Here is a 23,916-nt window from a genome sequence, read left to right as displayed (position 1 = left end):
GAATGGCGCTATTTAGGCAAATATTTAAAATATAACTACCGAAAAGGTTAAAAATTATTTTAAAACCAAGGGAGTCAGTTCTACACGTTTTACAAACATTTCAGCTCCTTCAGACTGGATCTGTATCCTGCCTTTTGATGGTTTGACGTTGTATGCCTGGTTGACGAGTACACCATTTACGAAAGTTGAAATTTTATCGCCTTCAGCTACACATTCCATTATATTCCATTCTCCAAACGGCTTTTCGACATCCTTAGCACCACGAAATCCCAATACGTCTTTCCAGTCCGGATCCCTGTCAAACCAGTCAATCCGTCCGCTATGAATTGTCAGTGGTGTACCTGTAGGGCTGAAAACATTTCCCCCTTTTTCTTTCTTGGGAGCTACGTTGCTGGTCAGAGCAAAGCGGTCACTGCCATCTCCCACCACCAGGAAATCTCCGGTTCCTCCTTCAATGATCTGACATTCAATGGAATGCATCCAGATGCCGTTGTATCCGCCGTCTTCCCCGGTGGAATGCAGCAATACGCCGTTGTCCCGGGCACGGTCAACACGTGGGGCATATGTTTTTTCTCCCCATTTGAACTCAACGACCAGTTTATAGTTCTCATATTCTTTATTGGTAATGATACTCCCATATTCTTCACCGGAAATATGGATAAGGCCGTTCTTTACTGTAAATACCTTTTTAACATCGTTTTCTCGCCCCCGTTTTTGAACAAAACGATACCATCCGTCCAGGTTTTTACCATTAAAAAGGTTTACTGGCCGCGTTTTAACGGATTGGGCCATACTGTAATCCGCCGTCAAGAGCAGCAGAACGAGGGATAAAAGGCAGGTGTTTTTCGGCTGTTTCATTTTTTTTCGCGGGCTTGGATCATACGGTCTAAACGATAGGGGAGAGCTTCCAGGAAAGCGGTTAGGTTGGCCATTTCATTGGTGGTCAGCTGCTGGTCTAGTCCCGGAGGCATCATGGATAAGGTTTGTGGTTCAATGGAAGTAATTTCGGTGCGGGGAATGCGCAATCCGGGTGCAGGGCCCACTTCAATAATGACAGCGTCGGGCAACTGTTCTTTAATGATACCGGTATAGGAAGTAGTTTTTGTTACGACCCTGAAAGTTTCATACTCTCTGGCAAAGCTTGCACTTGGATAAACAACTGCTTCCAGGATGTCATGTTTGGAGCGTATTTCGCCTATGTTGGTAAGGTCCGGCCCGAAACGTCCTCCATCCGGGCCCACCGAGTGACAGGAATAACAGGCTGCTTTCCCAAAGAAAAGTTTGCGGCCTTCGCCCACATCTCCTCCTTTCAGTGTTTGTTCCATTTTTTGTAAATGAGCAAGCCGCTCCGCATGCTGTGCCCGTAGCTGGATGATGAGCGGCTGGGCCTGTGTTTGGACCGAGGCCGGAAATTCTTTGAGAATTCTTTGTAAATCGGGTTCTGAAAAATTATCAAGTCTTCCGCCTCCCGACTTTAGTGCTGAAATCAGTTCTTTGCCTACCTGTTCGCTTTTATTTCCTTCAAAAGCCTCAGTAAGGGCGGGCAGGAGGAAGGGGTCAGCTTTCGGTACCTGATTTTGTGCAAGGTTAAGTAGCTGATGATCATTCAGCGCTGCGTGGTTGAGAAGCCTTGCTGCCTGCTGACGCACCGGCGAATTGTATTTTGGCCCGAGGTATTTTGTCAACAGCTGAAACTCGGACTCCGAGAGTTCTGGGGCAGACATGATTCTGGCACTTAACGCTTTGAGCTGAAAATCAACGGAGGTTGCCGGCTGGTTGATAATTTCATTCAGCTTGCTGTTCAGGGCAGTGATTCTGCGGGATTCTATCAAACCGAGTACCTGGGAGCGGATCGAGGGGTTGTTGCTTTGCAGCGTGTTTCCTATGGCTGTGATCCAGTTGTCGGGCAAATTTTTCATAGATGCTTTGGAAATAACATCCAGCATCAGAATTTTTCTTGAGTCGGATGCATTGTTACTTCCGAGTTGTCGGGCTACAAAATTCTGAAGTTCATCTTCTTTGATAAACGTCAGCATCAGATCCCTGATTCCGGCTTCATCGGTTTCTGACAGCGTTTTCTCTCCCAAACTTTTTTCGAGGAAACTGATCACGATGTCGGTCCATTCTGCATGGTGCGAAGCCACCCAGATACCAGTATTCCTTAACCGGATATCGTTACTGGAAAGTATGGGGATCAGCTGTTCCTTGCGCAAGGGAGAATTGTCCATCTGATCCAAAGCAATAAGCGCTGCGTTTTGTATTGCAGCGGAACTGTTTTCCAGGGCTTTGAGCAGCGGATCTGGATGAGCCAGGGTAATCAGAGAATAGATAACCGCATGATTCACAATCCGGTCGCTGTCATTGGCGGAAGCCGCGAGGAGTACTGCAACTGCTTTTTTATTTCCAATCTGCCCCAATGCCGTCGCAGCCTGTCTGCGAACGGGAAGAGCGGTATCTGTCTGCAGGAGTTTCATAAGCCTGTCCAGGGACTGGGTATCTTTCGCCAGACCAAGTACCCTTGCCGCTGCGACGCGCACAACAGCACTTTTGTCATGCAACGACAGACGGATGGCCTCCATCGCCTGAGGGGTTTTTATTCTTGACAAGATGAAAATGACGGCTGCACGGAGTTCTTCATTTTGAAGGGTGGGTAATGTTTTCAAGAGCGGAGCGACGGATGCGCTGCCATGCAGCACAAGCTGTTCGGTTGCCCGGTCCTGAACAGCCGTTCTGGCATCGGAAAGGTATTTTACCAAATTCTGGGGAGACATATTCGGCATGTCCAGCTTTTTGCCCCAGGGATCATTCACCAGGGGAGCTCCTTTTTTCCGGACGCGGTATATTCCTCCTTGAACATCCGGCTTGGCTACCCTCGACAATGGGCAACCTTCTATAAACCAGCCGCCTGTAGCCACCACCAGCATGCTGCCATCCGCATCCTGTAGTACATCTGTAAGGTGGGAGTCGGAACTTGCCGATTTGATAAAAGTCTCATCTTCCGTTTTAAATGTGGCACCGTCGGGCTTAACAATATGGCGCATGATACGCCCGGTATTAAACTCAGCATTGAAGAGGTTCCCGCTGTATGCTGCTCCGAACCCCATTCCGCGGTAGCGCACCAGGCCTGCTGGAGCCACGCGGGGAAGCTTGGTCATAACGGGCATCAGATCTCCGGTTAATTTCAAATGGTCTTCAGCAATTACAGAATTGGGTTTAGGATAGGTACCACCTTCCACCCAGTGCATAATGGCGTCGCGCTGGCCATCCTGCGGGTCAACAAAATAGGTCATTGTTCCCACCGTTTCCCCGGAAGGCATAAATGCAATTTCAATGGAATTGTCAAATCCCCCGCCTGCCATGGCTTCCAGGCCCGAACCATCGGGCCTGCATCGCCAGATTCGGGCTCCCTTGCCGGTCAGTGTCTTGCCTTCTTTGGTTGTGATGCTGAAACCACGGCGCGCATCGGGCAGATACAACCAGCCATCGGGGCCCAGGAAGGGGCCGCTGAGTGTGGCGCCATTGGCATGAAAATTCCAGCCGGTAAGGATTACCTCCTTTTTGTCAGATACTCCATCCCCGTCGGTATCAGTATAGCGCGTCAGATTGGGTGACTCAGCTACGTACAGACTTCCCTGGTAAAAAACTCCGCCTTTGGGAAAAGGTATATTCTTTGCGAAAATGTTGCTTTTGTCAAAGGTACCATCTCCGTTTTCATCTTCCAGTAAGCGGACCTGATAGGAAGGGTCGGACAGCATTTTGGCTGTACCCATGGTATTAGGCCCGGTAGACTCAAATACAAACAGCCGGCCTTGGTTGTCATAACTCGCAAACATGGGATAGGAGAGCAGACTGGCACCCGCTACCTGCTCAATGGTGAAGCCCTCTGGGACAATAAGACCAGTGTTTTCGCCCTCTTTTTTTGCAGTAAAACCTATAAAAAACAAGCATACTACAAGCATCAACGGCCTTCCATAGCGTGATGAAACTCTGGTTCTACGGTTAATACCCGGATGGGCTGTACTTTTTATTTTCATTTTTATGCTGTACTGGTGAATAAAATAGGTTAAGCATTTTATAAAATTCAATTACGGGTTCTGAGTGAGATTAGGGTTGATATTCATTTCACGTTCAGGAATATAAAATACAACCCGCGGATCAGTGGGTTCTACTCTAAAATGAAAATTATCTGTGCCGTGCATGCCCGGATAAGCTCTTACCAAAGGCAGATTGTTGCGGAACAAATCACCGGGGCGGTGTCCTTCATAGGCAAGTTCGAGGCGACGCTCCTCAAGTACTACGTTCAGGATACTGCCCCTGCCCTTGAGGTCGGAAACGGTGTAAAGGGCTGCCCCGGAAAGATTGGCCCTTTTCCTGATCAGATTTACATCGTCAATTGCCAATTGTGCATTTCCAAGTTTTGCATTCGCTTCGGCCCGGTTCAGATACATTTCGGCCAGCCGTAAGTATACCGGCGAACTCAGGTTGGCAATGCCTTCCTGCCAGTTGAATTTATTGATAAAGTACTGCGGGGAGGTACCGCGGTATTGCAGAACGCCATTGATCATATGGATGGTGATAAATGCATGCCGTGCGTCCTCGGGATGTTCGTCGAGCAGGTCTTTAAAGTTTTGGGATGCATAATATTCGCCCCAGCCGGTAGACAAGGTTTCCGGGTCATTATATAAAAGAGAACCTATTGCGTTTTTATCCTTATTGTCGGCAATGGTATGGCGGATGTTAAAAATCGTTTCAGGATTGCTCTCCGGAACCAAGGTTGGCGACTTTTTATAGGTCTCCGTGCCGGCAAGTTCGTAACGTTTGGAGTTGATCACTTTATCGGCGTAGATGATTGCGTTTGCATTGTCTTCCTTGTAGAGGTATACCCTGGAAAGCAAGGCATAGGCTACTTCTCTGGATGCAAAATTTGAATTTTTATCCTCATGCATAAGCTCGGCTGATTTCTGCAGATCTGCTATCACAAAATCATAAACTTCCTTCACCGTATTGCGAGCCGGAAGATCGTCGGTAACTGCGCTTTTCCTGATCGGTATGCCTGGGTTATTTCCTTGTCCCTGCGGATAAGGCCTGCCAAAAAGCCTCACCAGATTAAAGTGCCCCATGGCTCTCAGATAAAGATTTTCACCTTTCAGCTGATCCAGCTCGGGCGATTCTCCGTCCTTGATCCTTTCTATGATGAGGTTGGCAGAATAGATCAGTTTGTAAGATTGCAGCCAGAAATCCCGGGTGGGCGTCATCCCCGGAATATGCAGATAAGATGCCGCCAATGACGCCTGATCACCGTCGGCTCCGCTCTGGACAATGTTATCGCCGGGCCATTCATTCAGTGCGTGCAGGTGCCTGGTGTAAAACTCATTCACAAGGGTAGAGTAGGTCCCGTAAGTAGCAATCTGGATGTCTGCTGGCGTGGCAAGAGCAGCAGAAGCAGGCAGACTGTCGTAAGGTTTAAGGTCCTGGTCGCACGACATGGTTGAGAACACCAATACGGTCAGGATCAGGAATATTTTAGTATTGATCGCTTTCATTATATAGCTGATTTGAAAGTTTTAAATGAAAAGATTTTATCATAATCCCAGGCTGATCCCAAACAGCAGTTTTTTGCTGATCGGATATTTGATACTTGAGGTACCGCCACCAGGGCCAAGTACCACTTCCGGATCCATTCCCGAAAACCTGGTAGCCGTCCAAAGGTTATCGGCACTGACAAAAATCCTGGCGTTCGCGATTTTTACACCTTTTAACACACTTGCCGGCAACTCATATGATAAGGAGATATTTCGCAGACGGAGGTAACTCCCATCTTCCAGAAACCGCGATGAGACCCTGTGTGAATCTTTATTTCCACCGAACACAGGCTTCGGATGTGTGGCTATGTCTCCTGGTTTTTCCCACCGGCTCCATCCGTCGGCAAGTACCATGCTGTTGTAGGTATAATAACTTCCGTCAGAATCAAATAAGGTTCTGGAGTTGTTGTAAATTTTGTTACCACTGACAAAATTGAGGAAAGCGAAAAATGTAAAGCCCTTAAAAGTAAGCGTATTGGAGATTCCGCCTGTAAAATCCGGAGAAGCGGATCCCGTATTTTGTTGCGTTGCCTGATTGTAGGAATTGGTTGTAGTAACAATCGGACTGCCCGTATCGGTACTTATTTTTTCCCATAAAGGATCGCCGGTTTGCGGATCAACGCCTGCCCATTTTCGCATATTCCAGGTATATAGGTCCTGCCCCACACTGATGATCAGGTTACCGCTACGGATATCTTTCCCCTCGCTCAGGCGGAGTACCTTGCTGCGGTTGAAAGCGATGTTGAAATTGGTTTCCCATTTCAAAGGGCCTACGAGGTTTTCGGTGTTCAGGTTAAGTTCAAGTCCTTTGTTCTGAACAGAGCCAACATTTTGTATAACTGATGAAAACCCGCTGGTATATGGCATTTCTACATTCAGTAAAAGCCCTTTGGTGGTTTTGTTGTAGACATCGGCAGTAAACGAAATTCGTTTGAATACCGTGAGATCCAGCCCCAAATTTACTGTTCTGGCCTTCTCCCAGGTCAGGTTATCATTGGGCATTTGCAGGGGAAAGGACCCCGAATTTCCTGCGTACTGCACCGAATAGCTATACAAACCCATGGATTGGTAATTGGGAATATTTGCGTTACCCGTAAGTCCGTAACTGGCTCTGATTTTCAGAAAGTTAAAGGTCGTTTGTTCTTTCATGAAACTTTCATTACTCAATATCCAGGAGCCGCCGAGGGTATAAAAGTTAGCCGACCGGTTGTTGGCTCCAAAACGGGAAGAAGCTTCATTAATAAAAGATCCAACGGCAAAATATCGGTTGTCGTAATTGTAATCCAGCTGTACCAGTCCCTTGCTGAAAGCATTTTCGCTGATGCCGCCGGTTGCACTCAGAATACGGGAAGCAGCACTCATGACATGCAGGCCGGGTGCCAGACCTTCACCCAGTACGGTATTGAATTCGGTATAATTTTTCTCGGCTTCGGCGACTGCCAGTGCGCTCAGCGTATGCCTGCCAATGGTTTTGTCATACACAAGCCTGTTGGACGTGATGAGCGACCGGCTGTTATTAAAGCGGTTGTCAAGCCTGCCGTTGCCTTTTCCTGCCTTGGATCTCACATCGTAATATATTTCAGTTTTGCTGTTATTGAGGCTGACACGGTTATAGGTATAAAAGGTGAGGTTGGGTAAAATGGAATAATCGAGGTTGATGTCCCCGTCATAGCCCGTACCCTTGGTTCCGTTCTGATTGTATTGCCAGCCATGTAAAAAGTTTTCCTGTTCGCGACCATACCATCCGCCCTCAGTACCACGTTTTACGGAGCCGTCGGCATTATAGGGATTATCCCAGGGCATGTTGTTGTAAGCGCCATAAAGTGCGCCGTCCAGGCCGGATGGTTCGCTTCTCTGATCGCTCATACGTGTATTAAACTTCACATTCAGTCTTAGTTTTTCATTGATTTTATGACTGATGTTGGTCCTGAAATTATAACGCTCGTTGGAATTGAATTTCAGGGTGCCATCTTCCTTGTAATAATTTCCGGATACATAAAATCTCGTTTTATCAGAACCGCCGGAGATCGATATTACATGATTCTGGGTCAGTCCGTTTCTGAAGGCCAGATCCTGCCAGTTGGTATTTTGGGAAAGAACGCTTGCGGGAATTTCAGTGTCAAAACGCTGCGCCGGATAAAAGCTTTTTTCGTAATCATACAACTGTTGGGAGTTCATGACCCTGAAGTTGCTATTCGTAGCGGAATTTATACCTACCGTTGAGGAAACACTAATCTGTGTTTTACCAGCTTTTCCGGATTTTGTGGTAATGATGACTACACCGTTTGCGGCTCGTGCGCCATACAGGCCGGTTGCAGCAGCGTCTTTTAATATCGTTACGGATTCAATATCTGTGGGATTTGCATTTCCTCCGATGATACCATCGACGACATAAAGCGGGTCTGATCCTGCCGAAATGGAGCTGGAACCCCGGATGACAATATTCGGGGTAGCATTAGGATCACCCGAAGCATTGGAAATCACTACCCCTGCTGCTTTACCTTGAAGGAGGTCTGTGACATTATTGGACGTAACATCATTCAGTTTCTTACCTGATACAACAGATACCGAGCTTGATAACTGTGAAAGTTGTTTAGAAGAGTATCCTACAACTACTACTTCATTGAGCGCTTTGATGTCTGCTTTCAGTGATACATTTATTTCAGAGGCGTTGCCCACCGTACGCTCCTGCGTTTCATATCCCACAAAACTGAATATCAGAACCGCAGACTGCTCCGGCACCGATACCTGATAAGCGCCTGTGCCGTCAGTATTGGTACCCTGCGTGGTTCCTTTTATAATGATATTTACACCGGGAAGAGGGTCACCGCGTTCATCCGTAACCTTACCGGTTATACGCAGTTGATAGGGCAGGGCAAGTATTTCCTTTGCCGGAAGGGCTTGGTTCTGGTGAATGGCTTTCCTGATGACAATGTTATTTTCCATCTGAATATAAGTCAGGGCGTAAGTATCGAGCAGTTTGGACAGTACTGTACTTAGTTTTTCCCTGGTTACTTTCAGATTTATTTTCGGGTTTTCGGGCACATCACCTACAAAAACAAACCTGACATCGGCAATTTCAGAGATTTCGTCCAGAGCTTTGTTCAATGTGACATTCTTCAGACGGAGGGTGACCGGTTTGTTTAATTTTTGGCCATAAGTTTCTGCTGCTGTGGCCAGTGAGCACACCGAGCAGATAAGCATGAACAGAAAAGCGCTGTATTTCATTGTCATTAAAATATAATGAACTACTTCACCCCTTGGGAGAGATTTTTCCATAATTTTGAAAGATTAAAGTGTTAAAGAAATTGTTTGTTTACGTCCGTTAGAGTTCGAAGGCTGCGGTTCGTAGACATTTTTTGTGACTTTTCATTTTAATGTTTCCCCGGGATTCATTCCGGGGATTTTTGTTTTCGACGGGATGTTGTCATAGGCATTGGGTTTAGGTATAATGTTAATGTTTCATATTGATGACACATATTTGAATTTATGGGCAACCTTTCCCATCCAGATAATACCTGGACCCTTCGAGGTTTGCCAGGCTACCGCCAACGGAAACCGATAACATCTCCAGCACCTTTGCAACAGGGGTGCCGGCTTCAAAATCAGCGTAAACGGGGCAGTTCATGAGAGCAGGATTGCAGGTGATATCTGTATCGTAATTCCTTTTCAAGGATGTAATTACTTCTCCAAGTACTACATTCCTGAACTGCATCTTTCCTTCCCGCCAGGTAATCAGGCTACTTGCTTGTATTTGGGTTTCTTTCAGGAAGTTACCTTTGGTCTTGTCGAATAGCACCCGTTGGTCAGGGATAAGCAACACCGGATCTTTGGATTCGGAATTACTTACCTGAACTTTTCCGGTTAATACGGCAACAGAAATGGTTTTATCTTCGCTATATGCTTTAATATCGAAACTTGTTCCCAGTACCTTGGTCCTGATTTTTCCGGATAGAATAAAAAATGGCCTTTCATTGTCATGGGAAACTTCAAAATAAGCCTCACCTGCCAGGTTAACTTCCCGTACATCTTTTCCGAATTTTTCCGGATACGTAAGCCTGCTGACTGCATTCAGCCAAATGACAGATCCATCTTCTAAGACAACTTCTTTTCTCTCACCCTTCTGTGTGCTTACAGATATCATCTGAACGTGTGTATCCTTTCCCCCCGTACTCGAAAACATTTCCGATGGGTTCCTGTAAAAGTAAAAAACGGTTCCTGCGCTGAGTATTAATAAAAACCAAATGGCCGCCATACGCGTCCATTGCTGAAAAGTAAGTGGCTTTGAACGGGGGAGGGGTGTCTCTTTTTTTGAAATAATTTTTTTCATTAATGCGTCGCGAACCGCGTCCACCGCCCTGTCCGTTTCTGTATTCTGCACCACAGGTGCAGCCAGCTGCTGCCTGATCAGCTCACGCAGAGATTCCTCCTCCTCGGTTTTATTAAAATGATCCAGTAAAAGACGTACTTCCGCCAGAGAGCATGCATCCGCCAGATATTTTTCGAAGAGTATTTTGATGCTTTCGTTATTTTCCACTGCCTTTTTTATTTCTGACCGGACAATCTTTTATGTTTAATACGCATGCCAGAATATTATCCTCTGCTCCTGATGAAAAAAAATAGAGAAAGTGGATTATTAAAGTGTAATGGGGAAGAGGGAAATGGACCTGAGGGTCAAAGTATGGATACCAGCAGAAATGAAATGACCAAATCTGCGTGCAGCTGGAGATACTTCTTGATGGCACGGTTGGCTTTCACCATATGATCACTGACGGTGGAGGTGGAAATGCGGAGCAGCGAGGCAATTTCTTCGTAACTTTTTCCCTCCATTTTGCATAAAGTATAGATTTGCTTCCGGGCGGGTGGGAGAAGATCTATGGCCTTACGGATAAAATGAAGACTTTCATCGTAGATCACGGTTTCTTCAGAATGGCTGTAAAATAGGGCCGAAGAAGAAATCAGGTAGTCGCCAAGTTTTTTGTCTCTGGCAGCTTTGCGAAAATGATCGTAAACGAGGTTTTCGGCGATTTTAAACAAATAGGATTTGAACGACCGGGAAGGATCAATTTGTTCACGCGCCTCCCATATCTTTAAAAACAGATCTTGTAAAATCTCCTTTGAAGTTTCATCACATTTTACCAGTCGCCGGATATTCGTATATAACCGGGCACTGTACTTGTTATAAAGCACCGTAAATGCCTCTTTGTTTCCTTTCATCAAATCTGATAAAAGGGCATTTTCCTCAACATCAGGGTTGTTCGGATACATAACAGGGATGCTTACCTTTTAGCAAAGTAATATCATACGCTTTGTTTATATGCAGTTCTGAGGAGATATCTGTGACTCCTTATAGGATGTTCAAAAATAGAAAAAAACAAATCTATAAACACGGCAAATTTTCAGAAATGCAAACGTTTGAAAAATACTTTCATAAATACGAAAATTAGTATCAGTCTGGCAGGGGCCCACTCATTTATTTGCCGAAAAGCGGAATGAATATAAAAGGGGCTTCATTCTACCCGAAATAAGACAGGGTAGGGTATAACAAGATTCGTTGTCTTTCAGGTGAGGACGAAGTTAGAAGATATGCTGGCTTGTGGTATAGTCAGTCTATCGAAACCATGGCCTTGATCACACCGTTTGCAGGATTGAGCCAGTCCTCAAAGTGGTCCTTCACCTGTCCGAAATCAACCCGGTGAGTGATATAGGCGGCAGGGTCAATATACCCGGCTTTCATGCATTTTATAACATGTTCAAAATCAGCTCTTGTTGCATTTCGGCTGCTCATTAATGTGGCTTCTCTTTTATGAAATTCGGGGTGACTGAAACTGATTTCTCCTTTTTGGAGTCCCACCAGTACATACCTGCCTCCATGTGCCAGATATCCAAAAGCGGTGTTGATCGCACGCAGGTTACCCGTTGCATCCACAATCACCGTTGGCATATCACCATCGGTATAATCATACAGTTTTTCTGTTACATTTTCCGTTAATCCATTGATGGTATACGCCACTCCGATTTTTTCCCCGCAAAATGTGAGACGGGTATCATTGATATCCAGCGCTATTACTTTTGCGCCTGCGATCCGGGCAAACTCCATCGCCCCGAGTCCTATGGGCCCTGCCCCAACAATCAATACCGTTTCGCCCTCCTGAACACTGCCACGGCGAATACCATGGGCTCCGATCGCCAGTGGTTCTACCAAAGCCAGTTCATCAAGGCTCAGTCCGTCGCCATGTATCAGTGCATGAGAGGGTACTGAGAGATATTCCACCATACCACCGTCAACGTGAACACCGGAAACCTGCATCGTTGTACAGCAATTGGTTTTCCCCGAACGGCAGGCAATGCATTTTCCGCAGTGGAAGTAAGGTATAATGGTGACGGCCTCGCCAATTGAAAATTCAGCAGAATCGGATGCAACGATCTCACCCGCCAGCTCGTGGCCTAAAATTCTGGGATAGTTGAAAAAGGGCTGTGTACCCTCGAAAGCGTGGAGGTCTGTACCGCAAATTCCGATACGCCTTATTTTGAGGATGGTGTGTCCGGATATTGGTTCGGGTTGTGGGGCTTCCTGGTATGAAAAATGTCCGGGAGTGGTGCAAACCAGCGTATTCATATGAGGTAGTTTCTTGATTTTGACGGATAAATAAAGGAATTGAAAAAGGCTGTTGATGATGTCATAGAAGGCAGGGACCTGTCCTGGGTTAATGGATGATCAGGTCAATATATCCTTAACAATATTTCCATGAACATCCGTAAGCCGGAAGCGCCTGCCCTGAAATTTATATGTAAGCCGTTCGTGATCAACGCCCAGCAAGTGCATCAGTGTGGCCTGAAAGTCGTGAACGTGAACCGGATCTTTCACAATATTATAGCTGAAATCATCCGTTTCGCCATAGCTGATGCCTGGCTTCACTCCGGCGCCTGCCATCCACATGGTGAAACAGCGTGGATGATGGTCCCGCCCGTAATCGTCCGCAGAAAGTTTTCCCTGGGAATAAACGGTTCTGCCGAATTCTCCCCCCCAAACCACCAGGGTGTCGTCCAGCATGCCCCTTCTTTTAAGGTCCATGATCAGGGCCGCGGTTGCCTGGTCGGTAGTTTTGCATTGGTGAGCTATGCCTTTGGGAAGGCTGCCGTGATTATCCCAGCCCTGGTGATACAATTGCACAAATTTCACATCTTTTTCCAGCAGTTTCCTGGCCAGAAGGCAGTTCGCTGCATAGGTTCCCGAATCACGGCTGTCAGGTCCGTAAAGGTCAAAAACTTCGTCAGGCTCATCTTTGGTATCCATTACTTCCGGTACGGAGGTTTGCATGCGATAGGCCATTTCGTACTGTGCAATGCGGGTATCCACTTCGGGATCACCATAAGGTTCATTCTGTAACTGGTTCAGCCTGGCCAGATATTCCAGCATTTCCTTTCTGTCGGCGCCGTCATATCCTTCGGGATTGTTCAGGAACAAAACCGGATCTTTGCCCGATCTGAATTGTACACCCTGATGCCTGGAAGGTAAAAAGCCATTTCCCCAGAGCCTCGCGTACAAAGGCTGGTCCTTGGAGCCATTTTTGGATACCAAAACGATAAAAGCCGGTAAATTCTGATTATCCGAACCGAGTCCGTAACTCACCCATGAGCCGATAGAGGGCCTGCCCGGAAGTTGGTTGCCGGTTTGTAGAAAAGTGATAGCAGGATCATGGTTGATAGCCTCTGAGTTGATGGATTTGATCACGCAAAGATCATCCACTACCTTGGCCGTGTGTGGCATTAATTCACTCACCCAGGTTCCGCTTTTGCCATACTGATTGAATTTGTAGAACGATGGCACCATAGGCAAGGCGCTCTGGTTGGCGCTCATACCCGTAAGCCGCTGTCCTTTCCTGACAGAGTCGGGGAGATTCTGGCCGGCAAGGCTGATCAGTTTCGGTTTATAATCAAAAGTTTCAAATTGGGAAGGCCCCCCGCTCATAAACAGGTAAACAACCCGTTTAGCCTTGGGAGCGATATGCGGAAGGGCTTTAAGGATTTCCTGCTCAAAATTTGCAGGATTTTCGGATGCTGCCTTCGGGCTGGAACCGAAGAGTTTTTCTGCACCCAGTAAAGAGCCTATAGCCGCTGCACCTAAACCCAGGGTAGTTTTGGTTAGAAAATTACGCCGGTCCAGTTTTTTGTTCAGTTTGTCAAATTCGGGTGTATGGAGCCTGAACTCGTCGTTGTGATGGTGTGACATAACTTATCTTTTAGTCAAAGTAGCATCAGAATTAAGGATTGTACTTGCCACAACCGCATTGGCTGCTACCAGGTTGCTGTCGATATTTTCGCGCACCCGATATTGGCCTTCACGCAGCCAGCCAGCCGCTTTCTGAGGCGATTTGCTGAACTTTTCATATTGTGTTTTCTGCAAAATAAGCAGCAAGTCGATTTCTTTTTGTGAAGGTATCCGTCCGGTGAGTTTTCGGTATGTATCGGTAATGGCCTTTCTTTTGTCGGCTGTTACCGTCATTTGCTCGCCCATTACTTTCATGGATTCAACAAACGTGGGGTCATTCAGGGTCACCAATGCCTGCAAAGGAGTATTGGTTTTCTGCCTTCGCACCACACAAAAACTTCTTGAAGTGGCGTCAAAAGTAGATAAAGTGGGATTGGGTACCGACCTTTTAACGATGATGTACAAGCTCCTCCGGTATACAGCATCTCCCGAATCTGCCTTGTAACTGGCGCTGTTAATTTCCCAAAGTCCTTCAGGCTGGTAGGGTTTCACGCTTTTTCCTCCGATTTTCCTGTTGATCAGCCCGCTGGCCATCAAAGCATTGTCCCGGATCATTTCGGCTGTCATCCGGTTGACGGGGCCGTGTGCAAACCAGCGGTTCTCTGGGTCCTTCTCGCGCACTTCCCTGGTGGCACGGGAGTCCTGCCGGTATGTTGCCGACATCACGATAAGCTTGTTAAGTTTTTTTACATCCCAGCCTGATTCCCTGAACGTTACAGCCAGCCAGTCCAGCAACTGCGGGTGGCTGGGCTGTTCTCCCTGATTTCCGAAATCCTCGGTTGTTTTGACAATACCCGTTCCGAAGAAATTCTGCCATAAGCGATTCACCGCTACGCGGGATGTTAACGGGTTGCCGGGATTTGTCAGCCACTGGGCAAGTCCATAACGGTTTTTGGGTAGGTTTTTCGGGAATGCAAAAATGGATTCGGGTGTATTGGGGAAAACCTCTTCACCCAGAGCATCGTAATTTCCCCTGATAAGGATGTGCGCTTTTTTTCGCTGAGGGAGTTCCTGCATTACCATCAGTTCACGGATGTTTTTTACCGAATCGGCAAGCTGGGTCCTTGTTTTTTTCAGGCTGTCCTGGGCACTCCTTACGATCGGAGAAATTGCAGACATGTAATACTGCCTGAGTAGGTCTGTCCCGGACGCATTCGTATTACCCGATCCAAGGGTCGAATGCCATGTGTTTTTCCCCGCAAGCAGGGTGGTTTCAAAAGGAGTGAGTGCGCGGTTATACACTGCTATATCATCTACTTTTCCTCCTTTAAAACCAAGGCCGCGCCACCAGGCTCCAATCTGAAGGCCGGGTTCTGGTGTTGCTCCGAAATGAATATCCTTGACCAACTGGTCCATGGTAGTTTCCATGGGCATTTCAGCTCCATCCAGGTATAACCGGTATCCCCTGGCTTTCGCCGAACCGTCGTACGTTATGGTCAGCTGAATCCACTTGTCCCTTGGGATACCCCCTTTTGTTACCTTCGTGATGGCATCGGAAGGGGCAGTATGGGCCATGTTGAGTTCCAGTTTATTATCCTTTAAATAGAGGTGATATCCCCTGAAATTGTATAGCCTTTCGGCCTGACTTTTATGAAGGATGACCCCTTCCTTTAGTTCTTTTGGAATGTTGAGCCAGATACCGATACTGAAAGGCTCTGATTTACGAAAAACGCCTGCTTCGCTGAGATCCAGATAGGTATCTCCGTCCAGAGCCATTGCCTTTCCGCTTCCATGCTCCACCAGCAAGGCGTTATCCCCTGGTTGGCCCGCGTCCCGTTTCATCACACCCGTCTGTTTGGGATTGATGTCATTTTTCAAAGTACCATTGTCAAATGTATAAAACGCCTGCAGGCCCGACCGCGGAATTTTTTCACCCAGCAACTTTTTGTAGGTTTTCTCATCCATCCATTTTTTGAAATCGTCCTGCGCCCGTACTTTGGAGTTTTCCAGGTCCTGTTCCTGTTTGGCTATACGGGTTTTGATATACCGGAGTGTTTTATCCTGTTCATCGGTCGGTAGAAGCAAAGTGGGGGTAGGCAGCGCATCGTTCCAGGAAATCTGTCCGGCTTCTTTGACGTTGTTGAAAAAACTGAAAAGTTCGTAGTAGTTCTTTTGGGATACCGGATCATACTTATGGTCGTGGCATTTGGCGCAGCCCACAGAAAGTCCCAGCATGGCGTCACCAAAGGTATTGGTGCGGTCCACAACGTATTCCGTCTGAAACTCTTCTTCAATAATACCTCCTTCCATATTCTGCTGGTGGTTACGATTGAAAGCGGTTGCAATCATCATCTCCTTGGACGGGTTGGGCATCAGGTCTCCTGCAAGTTGCCAGTGCAGGAACTTGTCGTAAGGCATGTTTTGATTAAATGAACTGATCACCCAGTCACGGTAGGGCGACATATCCCTGAGCCGATCGACGGTATACCCGTGAGAGTCGGCAAAGCGGGCCAGATCAAGCCAGTCGACTGCCATTTTTTCACCATAGTGTGGGGAGCTCAGCAGGCGGTCTACCTGTTTTTCATAGGCGTTTGCAGTGTTATCTTTCAGGAATTGATCTATTTCTGAAAGTGTCGGAGGAAGGCCCGTCAGGTCCAGCGTGACGCGTCGGAGCAGCAATTCCTTCCCTGCCTCCTTTGAAGGGGTTAGATTTTCTTCTTCCAGTTTGGAAAGAATAAAGTAGTCGATGGGGTTTTTAGGCCAGTCCTCATTTTTTACCTCCGGCATTTCCGTTTTTTCTGGTTTTACAAAAGCCCAGTGCGGTTTATATTCGGCACCCTCGCGGATCCATCTGATCAGGATCGCCTTTTCTTTGGCGGTCAGGCTGAGGTGCGAATCGGGGGTGGGCATCCTATACTCAGGATCATCTGAAATAATGCGGTGAAAGAATTCGCTTCCTTTCAGATTTCCCGGGTCAATGGCAACCTTTCCCGGGTTTTCAGGCAGTTCCGCGTAGGCAGCTTCCTGCATGTCCAGGCGCAGACCGGCTTTCTGCTTGGCTTTGTCGGGCCCGTGGCAGGCAAAACATTTATCGGATAATACGGGTTTGACATGCTGGTTGTAGTCCAGCTTTGCCGGAAGCTCATCCATGGCAAGCTGCACGTCTTCTGGCAGATCCGGGCCGCAGGAACAGAGGCTGGCAAGGGCTAGGAGAAATAAGATGAACCTATGGAAGTGCATTTATTTAAGAGTTCAAGAATAGTCATTACAAATGTATTGTTTAATAAATTATATAAATTATACAAACATGGTAAAATTTTAACAAATCCGACTTTTTTTCTTACTTTTCTGTTCCATAATTCTAACAGATCAGCTTATTTATGAATAAAATAATATCAGGATCGTCATTTTTGCTGCTGAATGTTGATTATGTGAAATTGAACAAAAAGTGGAATTACAGAAATGTAATAAGCCCTTTTTACAGAATATACTACATTGACGGAGGCGCTGGCATGCTCCGTCGTGCGGATCAGGAGGTACTTCTGGAGGAGGGGTATCTTTATCTTATTCCAAGTTTTACCTTTTGTGATTACAGTGCCAGGGACTATCTGGGGCAGTATTATGTCCATATTCTGGAGGAATCGGTAGACGGAACATCTCTGTTTGCCTCAAACCGTAAAATTTTCAAAATGAAGGCTACCAGAAGAGATATTGATAACTTCGGAAGGATTTTGGAATTAAACCCCGGCCGTGACCTGAGAAGATCAGATAATCCCGGAGATTATGACAAACAGCCTGTTCTGGATAGTTTTAAACAGTTGAACGACAGGGTACCTCCAGATCGATACCTGGAAACCAGTGGTATTATACTACAATTGTTATCCCGTTTTCTGGCAGCGGATCATTTCAGACAGGAGGATGTTCGTGTTGTTCCCGCCAGGATTGCGGATGCAATTAATTATATCCAAACCAACCTCCATGAAAATTTAACGGTTGACTTGCTTGCCGAAAGGGCCGGGCAAAATCCCGATTATTTTTCGAGGGTCTTCAATAACCATACAGGTTCCAGACCCCTTGCGTATATTCAGCGCAAGCGTATTGAAAGAGCTCAGTTTATGATCATCACGACTGACCTTTCCTTTACTATGATTGCTGTTGAAACGGGTTTTGACAGCCTGTCCTATTTTTCTCGCATCTTTAAGAATATCACCGGCCAAACCCCAAGAGATTACCGGAAAAGAAACGGAGGAGTTTGAAAGTTGCAATTTTGTGCCGATGTGGTTACAATCATTAATGTTTTCTGTGGTAATATTGTGGCTGTTTAGTGTAAAACCGTTTACTCATTTGTGGAAGTGTGTTTGTTCATATTTTATTTCTTATTGTTATATTTATTTTTTACACACTATCCTACATCCTCCATATCATGTTTTTACGTTTAAAGTCGCTTTCATTTTTCTTATTCATTTTATTCTGCACTCTTCATTCCCATGCGCAGATTACCATTACATTTCCTTCCGAAAGGGCTGTATTTCAGAGGGATAACGCAAACCAGGCCCGGGTAACGCTCGCTGGCAATTATGCGGGGTGTTATGATCGGATTGAGGCCAGGTTTGTTCCGCGGCAGGAGGGGCAAGGCACGCCTGCTCCCGAAGGCGGGGGATGGAATACCATTCAGTCGGTCCCGCAGGGAGGTAATTTTTATGGCTCGATGCTGGTTAAAGGGGGCTGGTATCAGCTGGAAATTCGTGGGGTGAAAGGTGACGGATCTATGGAAACAGGTCATGTTGAAAGGGTGGGCGTAGGAGAAGTATTTCTGGTAGCGGGTCAGTCCAACGCCACCGGAAGTAATGGCCTGGGCAACGGGCCCGGTGCAACGGATGACCGCGTCAACAGTGTCGATTTTCAGAATCTCAGCGATGGCATTATCGCGCCTTATTCGGAAATTAGGGTACCCTGCCCTCAATTTGTTCATCTGGATGCGCTTACTAAGACAGCACCTTTCGGGAATTACGCCTGGTGCTGGGGAGCTTTCGGGGATAAGATGGCGGAAGCGCTCAATGTTCCGGTGATGGTATTTAATGCCGGGTGGGGTGGGTCTTCCTCCCGCAATTGGGTTGAAAGTATCAGTACTACCGGCAATACAGTGAGTTCCTATAGTTACGCTTTTCCGCAGGGGCTTCCCTTCGGTCATTTACGGATTGCTCTGAACAATTATATTGCACAAATGGGGATCAGGGCGGTTCTGTGGCATCAGGGCGAATCGGATAACCATGAAGGTACCTCCAGGGAGTCGCACCGGGATCAGCTGCGGCGCATTATTCAGGAATCGAGGGACTTAAGCGGAAAGGAGGATCTTAGCTGGGTGGTTGCCCGGGCGTCCAGATATACCGTCAATGACGAGAGCCGTATATGGCAACCCGTTATTGATGCGCAGAGCGATGTCATTGGTCTGAACGGAAGTGATCTGTCGATCAGGATGGCCCATGTTTTTGAAGGGCCTTCTACGGACGACTATTGGGAACCTCCTTACAGAACAGATAACATCCATTTTTCGGGGGAGGGGTTAACGTTTCTGGCCAATCTCTGGAAACAGAAACTGACCAGCGGATTTCTGGAACAGTCTACTCCCTACATGGCCATTCCTCCTCCGGCAATCACGATGGCATATAGCAGTGATACCGAGATGACTTTGCAGGCTCCCGAAGGATGGAGTGATTACAAATGGCTGCAAACCGCTGATTGTAATGCCGACTTCTCTACCTCGCGGCAGGTTACAAGGGGCGTAGGTACTTATAAAATAAGGGTGACCGACAGCTATCATAATACGGTGTTTAGCGGAAAGGTTAATGTTTCAGGATCAAAACCTGCGGTAAGTCTGGCTCATCATCAGGACAAGGCTACCCTTTCGGTTCAGACGGGGCAGTATACTTTCATGCCCTCGGAGTGCCGCGTCATCAGTACGCTTACACCGCAGGGAAGTTCGCCGGTAGCTGGTGCAGTACTTACCAAAATCTGGAGTGAAACCAGCTTGCCTACATTTAAATCCAGTGCTTTTGCCTCGCGACATTATATCGTAAAACCTGACCAAAACGAATCGTCGGCCACGGCTGGTATCACGTTGTATTTTACACAGGCGGATTTTAATCAATTTAATTCCGGTAAAACCTCTGCTCAGCCCTCGCTGCCGTCGGACAAGGAGGATAACAGTGCGAAAACGAATATCAAAATTTACAGATTCCCTGGTATTGATCCTGCCGGAAACGGGTTGCCTTCGTTGTCCTATACGGAAAATCCGGTAAGCATTGTCCCGGAAAATAGTAGTTGGAATGATGTTTTGAAACGATGGGAAATATCATTTAATACGACCGGATTTGGTGCGTTTTTATTGGGAAGCTCCTCAGAAGGAGCATTGCCTGTGCTTTTCGAGTTTTTCACCGGGAGGCCCACCGAGCATCATCAGACGGAATTATCCTGGAAAACTACCCTTGAGACAAACGCCTCTCATTTTGAAATTCAAAGAGGTAGCGATATGAAGCAGTTTGACACAATCGGAGAGGTAACCGCTGCTGGAGATACCGACAAGGGGATGGTTTACCATTTCCTGGATACCAACCCGGCATTTGGTATTAATTATTACCGGCTCAAACAGCTGGACCTGGACGGCTCCTATATGTATACCCGGGTGCTTGCCGTTCAACCGGGTGCCGGGGAAACGGTCATTTTGTACCCCAATCCGGTGACGGACAAGCTGGTGATAAAATCGGGAAGGAAGGTGAAGGATGTTGAAATTCTGAATCAATCAGGTCAGTTGATCCGCACCTATAATCTTCAGCCTGATTCTGGTGCGTTATTCCTGAAAGATTTGCCTGCCGGAATTTATGAGGTGAAGGTTGACACCCAGGTTTTTAAAATTTTGAAGCAATAATGAGCAGATCCGCAGTTCCTGAATCTCGCGAACCGTACTTTCGCAGGGGTTTATGTGTGGATGCTCCTGGACTTACCTGGTGAATTTCAAAGGCCTTCTGGTTTCGTACCAATAGAAATACTGAATCAAGATACTGCAAACAGGGCATTTAAGACCTGTTTGCAGTAAAATTTCATAAGAATACATTGCGTCTTCGGAACGATAAAGTCCCCTGAGATCACTCTTCTCTCAGTTTTTCAAGTTTTTTCTTCACCACATCGTGCGGATATCGCAAAGCAAGTTCTCTGATTTCGTATGTAAATTCGGTGAACGTTTCCTCCCATAATTTTGCTTCGCCTGGCTCATACTCATAAAAGCCTTTGGAGTTCAGCACGCCCCTGCCGCCCTCTCGCACCACCTTGTCGATCAGTTCCGGTACTTCGGTGCTGTTGTTTAACGTAGGTAAAAGTCGCTGCATAACCGTGTGATAGGCCGGCACGCCGGTAAGGTCCATCCATCTGAACACGCCTACGAAGGTCATAAAATAACCTGCGTTGTTCCGGCACGACCGGTCCACATCTTCAACGGTTGCATAACCATTTTCCACCAGACTGATCGCCTCGCGGTACATGGCGTACATCAGCCGGTTGGTGATGAAACCCGCGATGTCTTTTCTTACCAGAATAGGCTCTTTACCCCAGGCATGTGAGAGTTGGTAAAGGTATTCGCCCTTAGCGATATCGGTGTCATCACCGCAAATTACTTCCAGAAAGCGGGTCGTGTGGGCGGGCTCCGTCCAATGCAGGCCCAGGAATCTCTCCGGATGTTTCGTAAGTTTTTGCAGCGTACTGATCGGGATAGCCGAGGTGTTGCTGGACAGCAGGGCATCGGGAGCGATTACCGCTTCTATTTTTTTGAGCACGGTTTCCTTGATTTCGATATTCTCGATCGTGCACTCATTCACCAGCTGGCATGGGGCCAGTGCTTCATAATCTTCCGTAATCGTGAGGTTCTTAAAATAAAAATCAGGCTCGTGAGGTACAAGCCCGTTTTCAAAAGCGCGCTGCAGATGCTCCCGGATCCGGTTTTCTGCATGGAGGAGATCCACCGGCACCGGTGCAACCGCAACAACGGGATGGCCGGCAATCAGCAGACAGGTTACAATACTGCAGCCCATAAGGCCAAGCCCGACGATCCCTACAGGAATTTCATTCGTATTCATTATAAAATAACAGGTTTAGGATGAATTGAACATAAGATTCAATAGGCGCAATATAAAGATTGATCGATATAAATTGGTGCTTTCTTCCAACAAAAATACCCCGGGATTACTGTTCCCGGGGTATCTGTCAATTTTACTTATCTATTCCATATTAATGGGAAAGACGTTCCAACTCATCTTCAACTTCTGCACGTGTCTTCCCCAATTTTTTCTGAAGTTTTCCAAGAAGCTCGTCCTCCTTTCCTTCTTCGTATAAAAGATCGTCGTCTGTAAGGTCAGCATACTGTTGTTTAAACTTACCTTTTACTTCATTCCAGTTTCCTTTTATCTGTTGTGTTAGAGCACTCATGATTTTAAGAATTTAAGTTTGTTAACAATAAGAATTAGTTTTCAGGTGAAAACGTTAATCTCACAGTGAAAGAAACCATGCCTTTAAGCTTGCTACATCAGATATGCCGACTTGCTTTGGATTATTTGTTTTTATAAATGCATGATTTATAGTATTTTGTGTATAGCATTTTTTCGTTTTGATATAAAATAACACAGCAGGCTTACGTTTGTAAACCTGCTGTAAGTGAGAATGAAATTCCCTCTATTGTGTGAAATTAAGGCCCGAAATCTACAAATGCGGATCGTGTTCCGGTTATTTTTCGGCTTGCGCCAATAGCTTTTCCAGTCGGATGATACCTTGTACCATGGACCTTACAGAGTGATAGTTCACCTTCCAGGAATGGCTCATGTGTGTCCAGATGGGCTCTCCCTGACGGGTCAACAGCGGCAACCATTCTCCAACGCTTGAATGGATCATGTGGTCAAACACGAAACGGTGGGTTGCGTCATAGGCTTTCAGGTATTTTTCATCTTTATAAACCCGGTAAGCATCCAGCATACCAATGATCACTTCCGCCTGCTGCCAGAATTCCTTCTCCCGGTCGTACACTTCTCCGGAATGGGAACCTTCCACGTACACCCCGCCAAACTCCCAGTCGATCCCGTTTTCAACGGCGTGATTGTAGGATTTCAGCAATTGCTCTTCGTATTTTTCATAAGGCACACCCGCAATGTCCAGGGCATGCATCAGCAGCCAGGCAAATTCCACGTTGTGTCCATAACTGGTGTTATCCTCTGCTGCGCTTTTGAACCCATCTTCCGAAAAGCGATCCCAACCCCATATAATGTCAAATTTGATCTGAGGTGCCACCGACCAGTCAGCCCAGAATTGTGGAATACCCGTTCCATATTCCGGATGCATGATTTTATTGATCAGCAGTTCGATCATTTCCATCAGCTTGCGGCGGTGTACCTGTTTGCCGCTGGCTTCATAAAGGGTCGTGAACGCCTCCATCAGGTGCATATGCGCATCCAGCGTTTTACGATCGCCTCCCGCAGCTCCTTCTCCTTTCAAATCCCAGTTCCGGTGGAACATCTCAAAATATCCGCCGTAATGAATATCCGCTCCATGGATCTGAATGAGATCAAATACTTTTTCCGCATACTCCAGGCCCCTTGGGTCTCCCGTTGCCAGGGTATACTCACTCAGGGCATAAATGGCGAAACTAAGGCCATAAACGATTTTCTCATCGATTTTTACATTCCCTTTGCGGTCCATGAGCCAGTAAAAACCGCTGTACTCATTATCCCACATTTTTTCAATGAGGAAGTCAACACCATGCCTGGCAATTTCGGCGTAACGTCCTTCGCCATATCCTGCCCGATGCGCCGCCGAGAAGGTATACACGGTTCTGGTTTGCGCTATTAACGATTTTTCGTCTTCTCCGCTGTCATTACCGGCATTATCAAAATGCGTTATAAATCCGCCGTTTTCTTTATCCACACACCGGTTTTCCCAAAAAGGCAGCAGTTCGTTAGTTAGATGATGAAACGCTTCGTCGCGGTACTTCTTAATCTGATCAAGGCTCATGAAAATCTGAAATGTTTAATTTTTAGTAATGTTATTGTTTAATTGTTGACTGGTTATACTGCTTTATCTGGATTC

14 protein-coding genes are annotated in these 23,916 nt (G+C 46.7%); 2 read left to right on the top strand and 12 right to left on the bottom strand.

Features of this window, described 5'->3' with window-relative positions; all coding sequences use genetic code 11:
• Window positions 1–54: 54 nt before the first annotated feature.
• From KOE27_RS28570 to KOE27_RS28530, 9 genes are all read right to left on the bottom strand, one after another.
• Window positions 55–858: a 3-keto-disaccharide hydrolase gene (locus KOE27_RS28570; RefSeq protein ID WP_215242256.1), complete on the bottom strand. Its 804-nt coding sequence runs from the start codon at window positions 856–858 to the stop codon at window positions 55–57.
• A complete protein-coding gene (locus KOE27_RS28565; protein WP_215242255.1) occupies window positions 855–4,034 on the bottom strand; it encodes a PVC-type heme-binding CxxCH protein in 3,180 nt (1,059 codons plus the stop codon). Before KOE27_RS28565 ends, KOE27_RS28570 begins: the two co-directional genes overlap by 4 nt.
• A gap of 51 nt (window positions 4,035–4,085) precedes the next feature.
• Window positions 4,086–5,543, bottom strand: a complete 1,458-nt coding sequence (locus tag KOE27_RS28560; RefSeq protein WP_215242254.1) for a RagB/SusD family nutrient uptake outer membrane protein — start codon at window positions 5,541–5,543, stop codon at window positions 4,086–4,088.
• Between the two features lie 39 nt (window positions 5,544–5,582).
• Window positions 5,583–8,861, bottom strand: a complete 3,279-nt coding sequence (locus KOE27_RS28555) for a SusC/RagA family TonB-linked outer membrane protein (protein ID WP_215242253.1) — start codon at window positions 8,859–8,861, stop codon at window positions 5,583–5,585.
• Between the two features lie 208 nt (window positions 8,862–9,069).
• Window positions 9,070–10,119 (bottom strand): FecR family protein, encoded by a 1,050-nt coding sequence (locus KOE27_RS28550; protein WP_215242252.1) that lies wholly within the window; start codon window positions 10,117–10,119, stop codon window positions 9,070–9,072.
• Between the two features lie 137 nt (window positions 10,120–10,256).
• The gene (locus KOE27_RS28545; protein ID WP_215242251.1) at window positions 10,257–10,850 is read right to left on the bottom strand and encodes an RNA polymerase sigma factor; all 594 of its coding nucleotides are present in this window, start codon (window positions 10,848–10,850) and stop codon (window positions 10,257–10,259) included.
• 337 nt (window positions 10,851–11,187) lie between these two features.
• On the bottom strand, window positions 11,188–12,201 hold the full coding sequence (locus KOE27_RS28540) for a zinc-binding alcohol dehydrogenase family protein (RefSeq protein WP_215242250.1): 1,014 nt from the start codon (window positions 12,199–12,201) through the stop codon (window positions 11,188–11,190).
• Between the two features lie 99 nt (window positions 12,202–12,300).
• Window positions 12,301–13,815: a DUF1501 domain-containing protein gene (locus KOE27_RS28535; protein ID WP_215242249.1), complete on the bottom strand. Its 1,515-nt coding sequence runs from the start codon at window positions 13,813–13,815 to the stop codon at window positions 12,301–12,303.
• A 3-nt stretch (window positions 13,816–13,818) separates the two neighbouring features.
• The gene (locus KOE27_RS28530) at window positions 13,819–17,034 is read right to left on the bottom strand and encodes a DUF1553 domain-containing protein (protein ID WP_215242248.1); all 3,216 of its coding nucleotides are present in this window, start codon (window positions 17,032–17,034) and stop codon (window positions 13,819–13,821) included.
• 140 nt (window positions 17,035–17,174) lie between these two features.
• Between KOE27_RS28530 and KOE27_RS28525 the strand changes: the two genes are divergently transcribed.
• Both KOE27_RS28525 and KOE27_RS28520 read left to right on the top strand, forming a co-directional pair.
• A complete protein-coding gene (locus KOE27_RS28525) occupies window positions 17,175–18,050 on the top strand; it encodes a helix-turn-helix domain-containing protein (RefSeq protein ID WP_215242247.1) in 876 nt (291 codons plus the stop codon).
• Window positions 18,051–18,217: 167 nt separating this feature from the next.
• Entirely contained in the window at window positions 18,218–20,719 is a 2,502-nt protein-coding gene (locus KOE27_RS28520) for a sialate O-acetylesterase (RefSeq protein WP_215242246.1), read from the top strand.
• Window positions 20,720–20,936: 217 nt separating this feature from the next.
• Here the strand turns inward: KOE27_RS28520 and KOE27_RS28515 are convergent, their stop codons facing one another.
• The 3 genes from KOE27_RS28515 to KOE27_RS28505 form a co-directional block, all read right to left on the bottom strand.
• Window positions 20,937–21,920 (bottom strand): 3-hydroxyacyl-CoA dehydrogenase family protein, encoded by a 984-nt coding sequence (locus tag KOE27_RS28515; protein WP_215242245.1) that lies wholly within the window; start codon window positions 21,918–21,920, stop codon window positions 20,937–20,939.
• Between the two features lie 151 nt (window positions 21,921–22,071).
• Window positions 22,072–22,269: a CsbD family protein gene (locus KOE27_RS28510; RefSeq protein ID WP_215242244.1), complete on the bottom strand. Its 198-nt coding sequence runs from the start codon at window positions 22,267–22,269 to the stop codon at window positions 22,072–22,074.
• Window positions 22,270–22,563: 294 nt separating this feature from the next.
• A complete protein-coding gene (locus KOE27_RS28505; RefSeq protein WP_215242243.1) occupies window positions 22,564–23,841 on the bottom strand; it encodes an AGE family epimerase/isomerase in 1,278 nt (425 codons plus the stop codon).
• Window positions 23,842–23,916 lie beyond the last annotated feature (75 nt).

Source organism: Dyadobacter sp. CECT 9275 (assembly GCF_907164905.1).
GTDB classification, from domain to species: Bacteria; Bacteroidota; Bacteroidia; order Cytophagales; family Spirosomataceae; genus Dyadobacter; species Dyadobacter helix.
The sequence above is the reverse complement of the archived record's forward strand: the minus strand, read 5'-3'. Positions and strand labels throughout refer to the sequence as shown.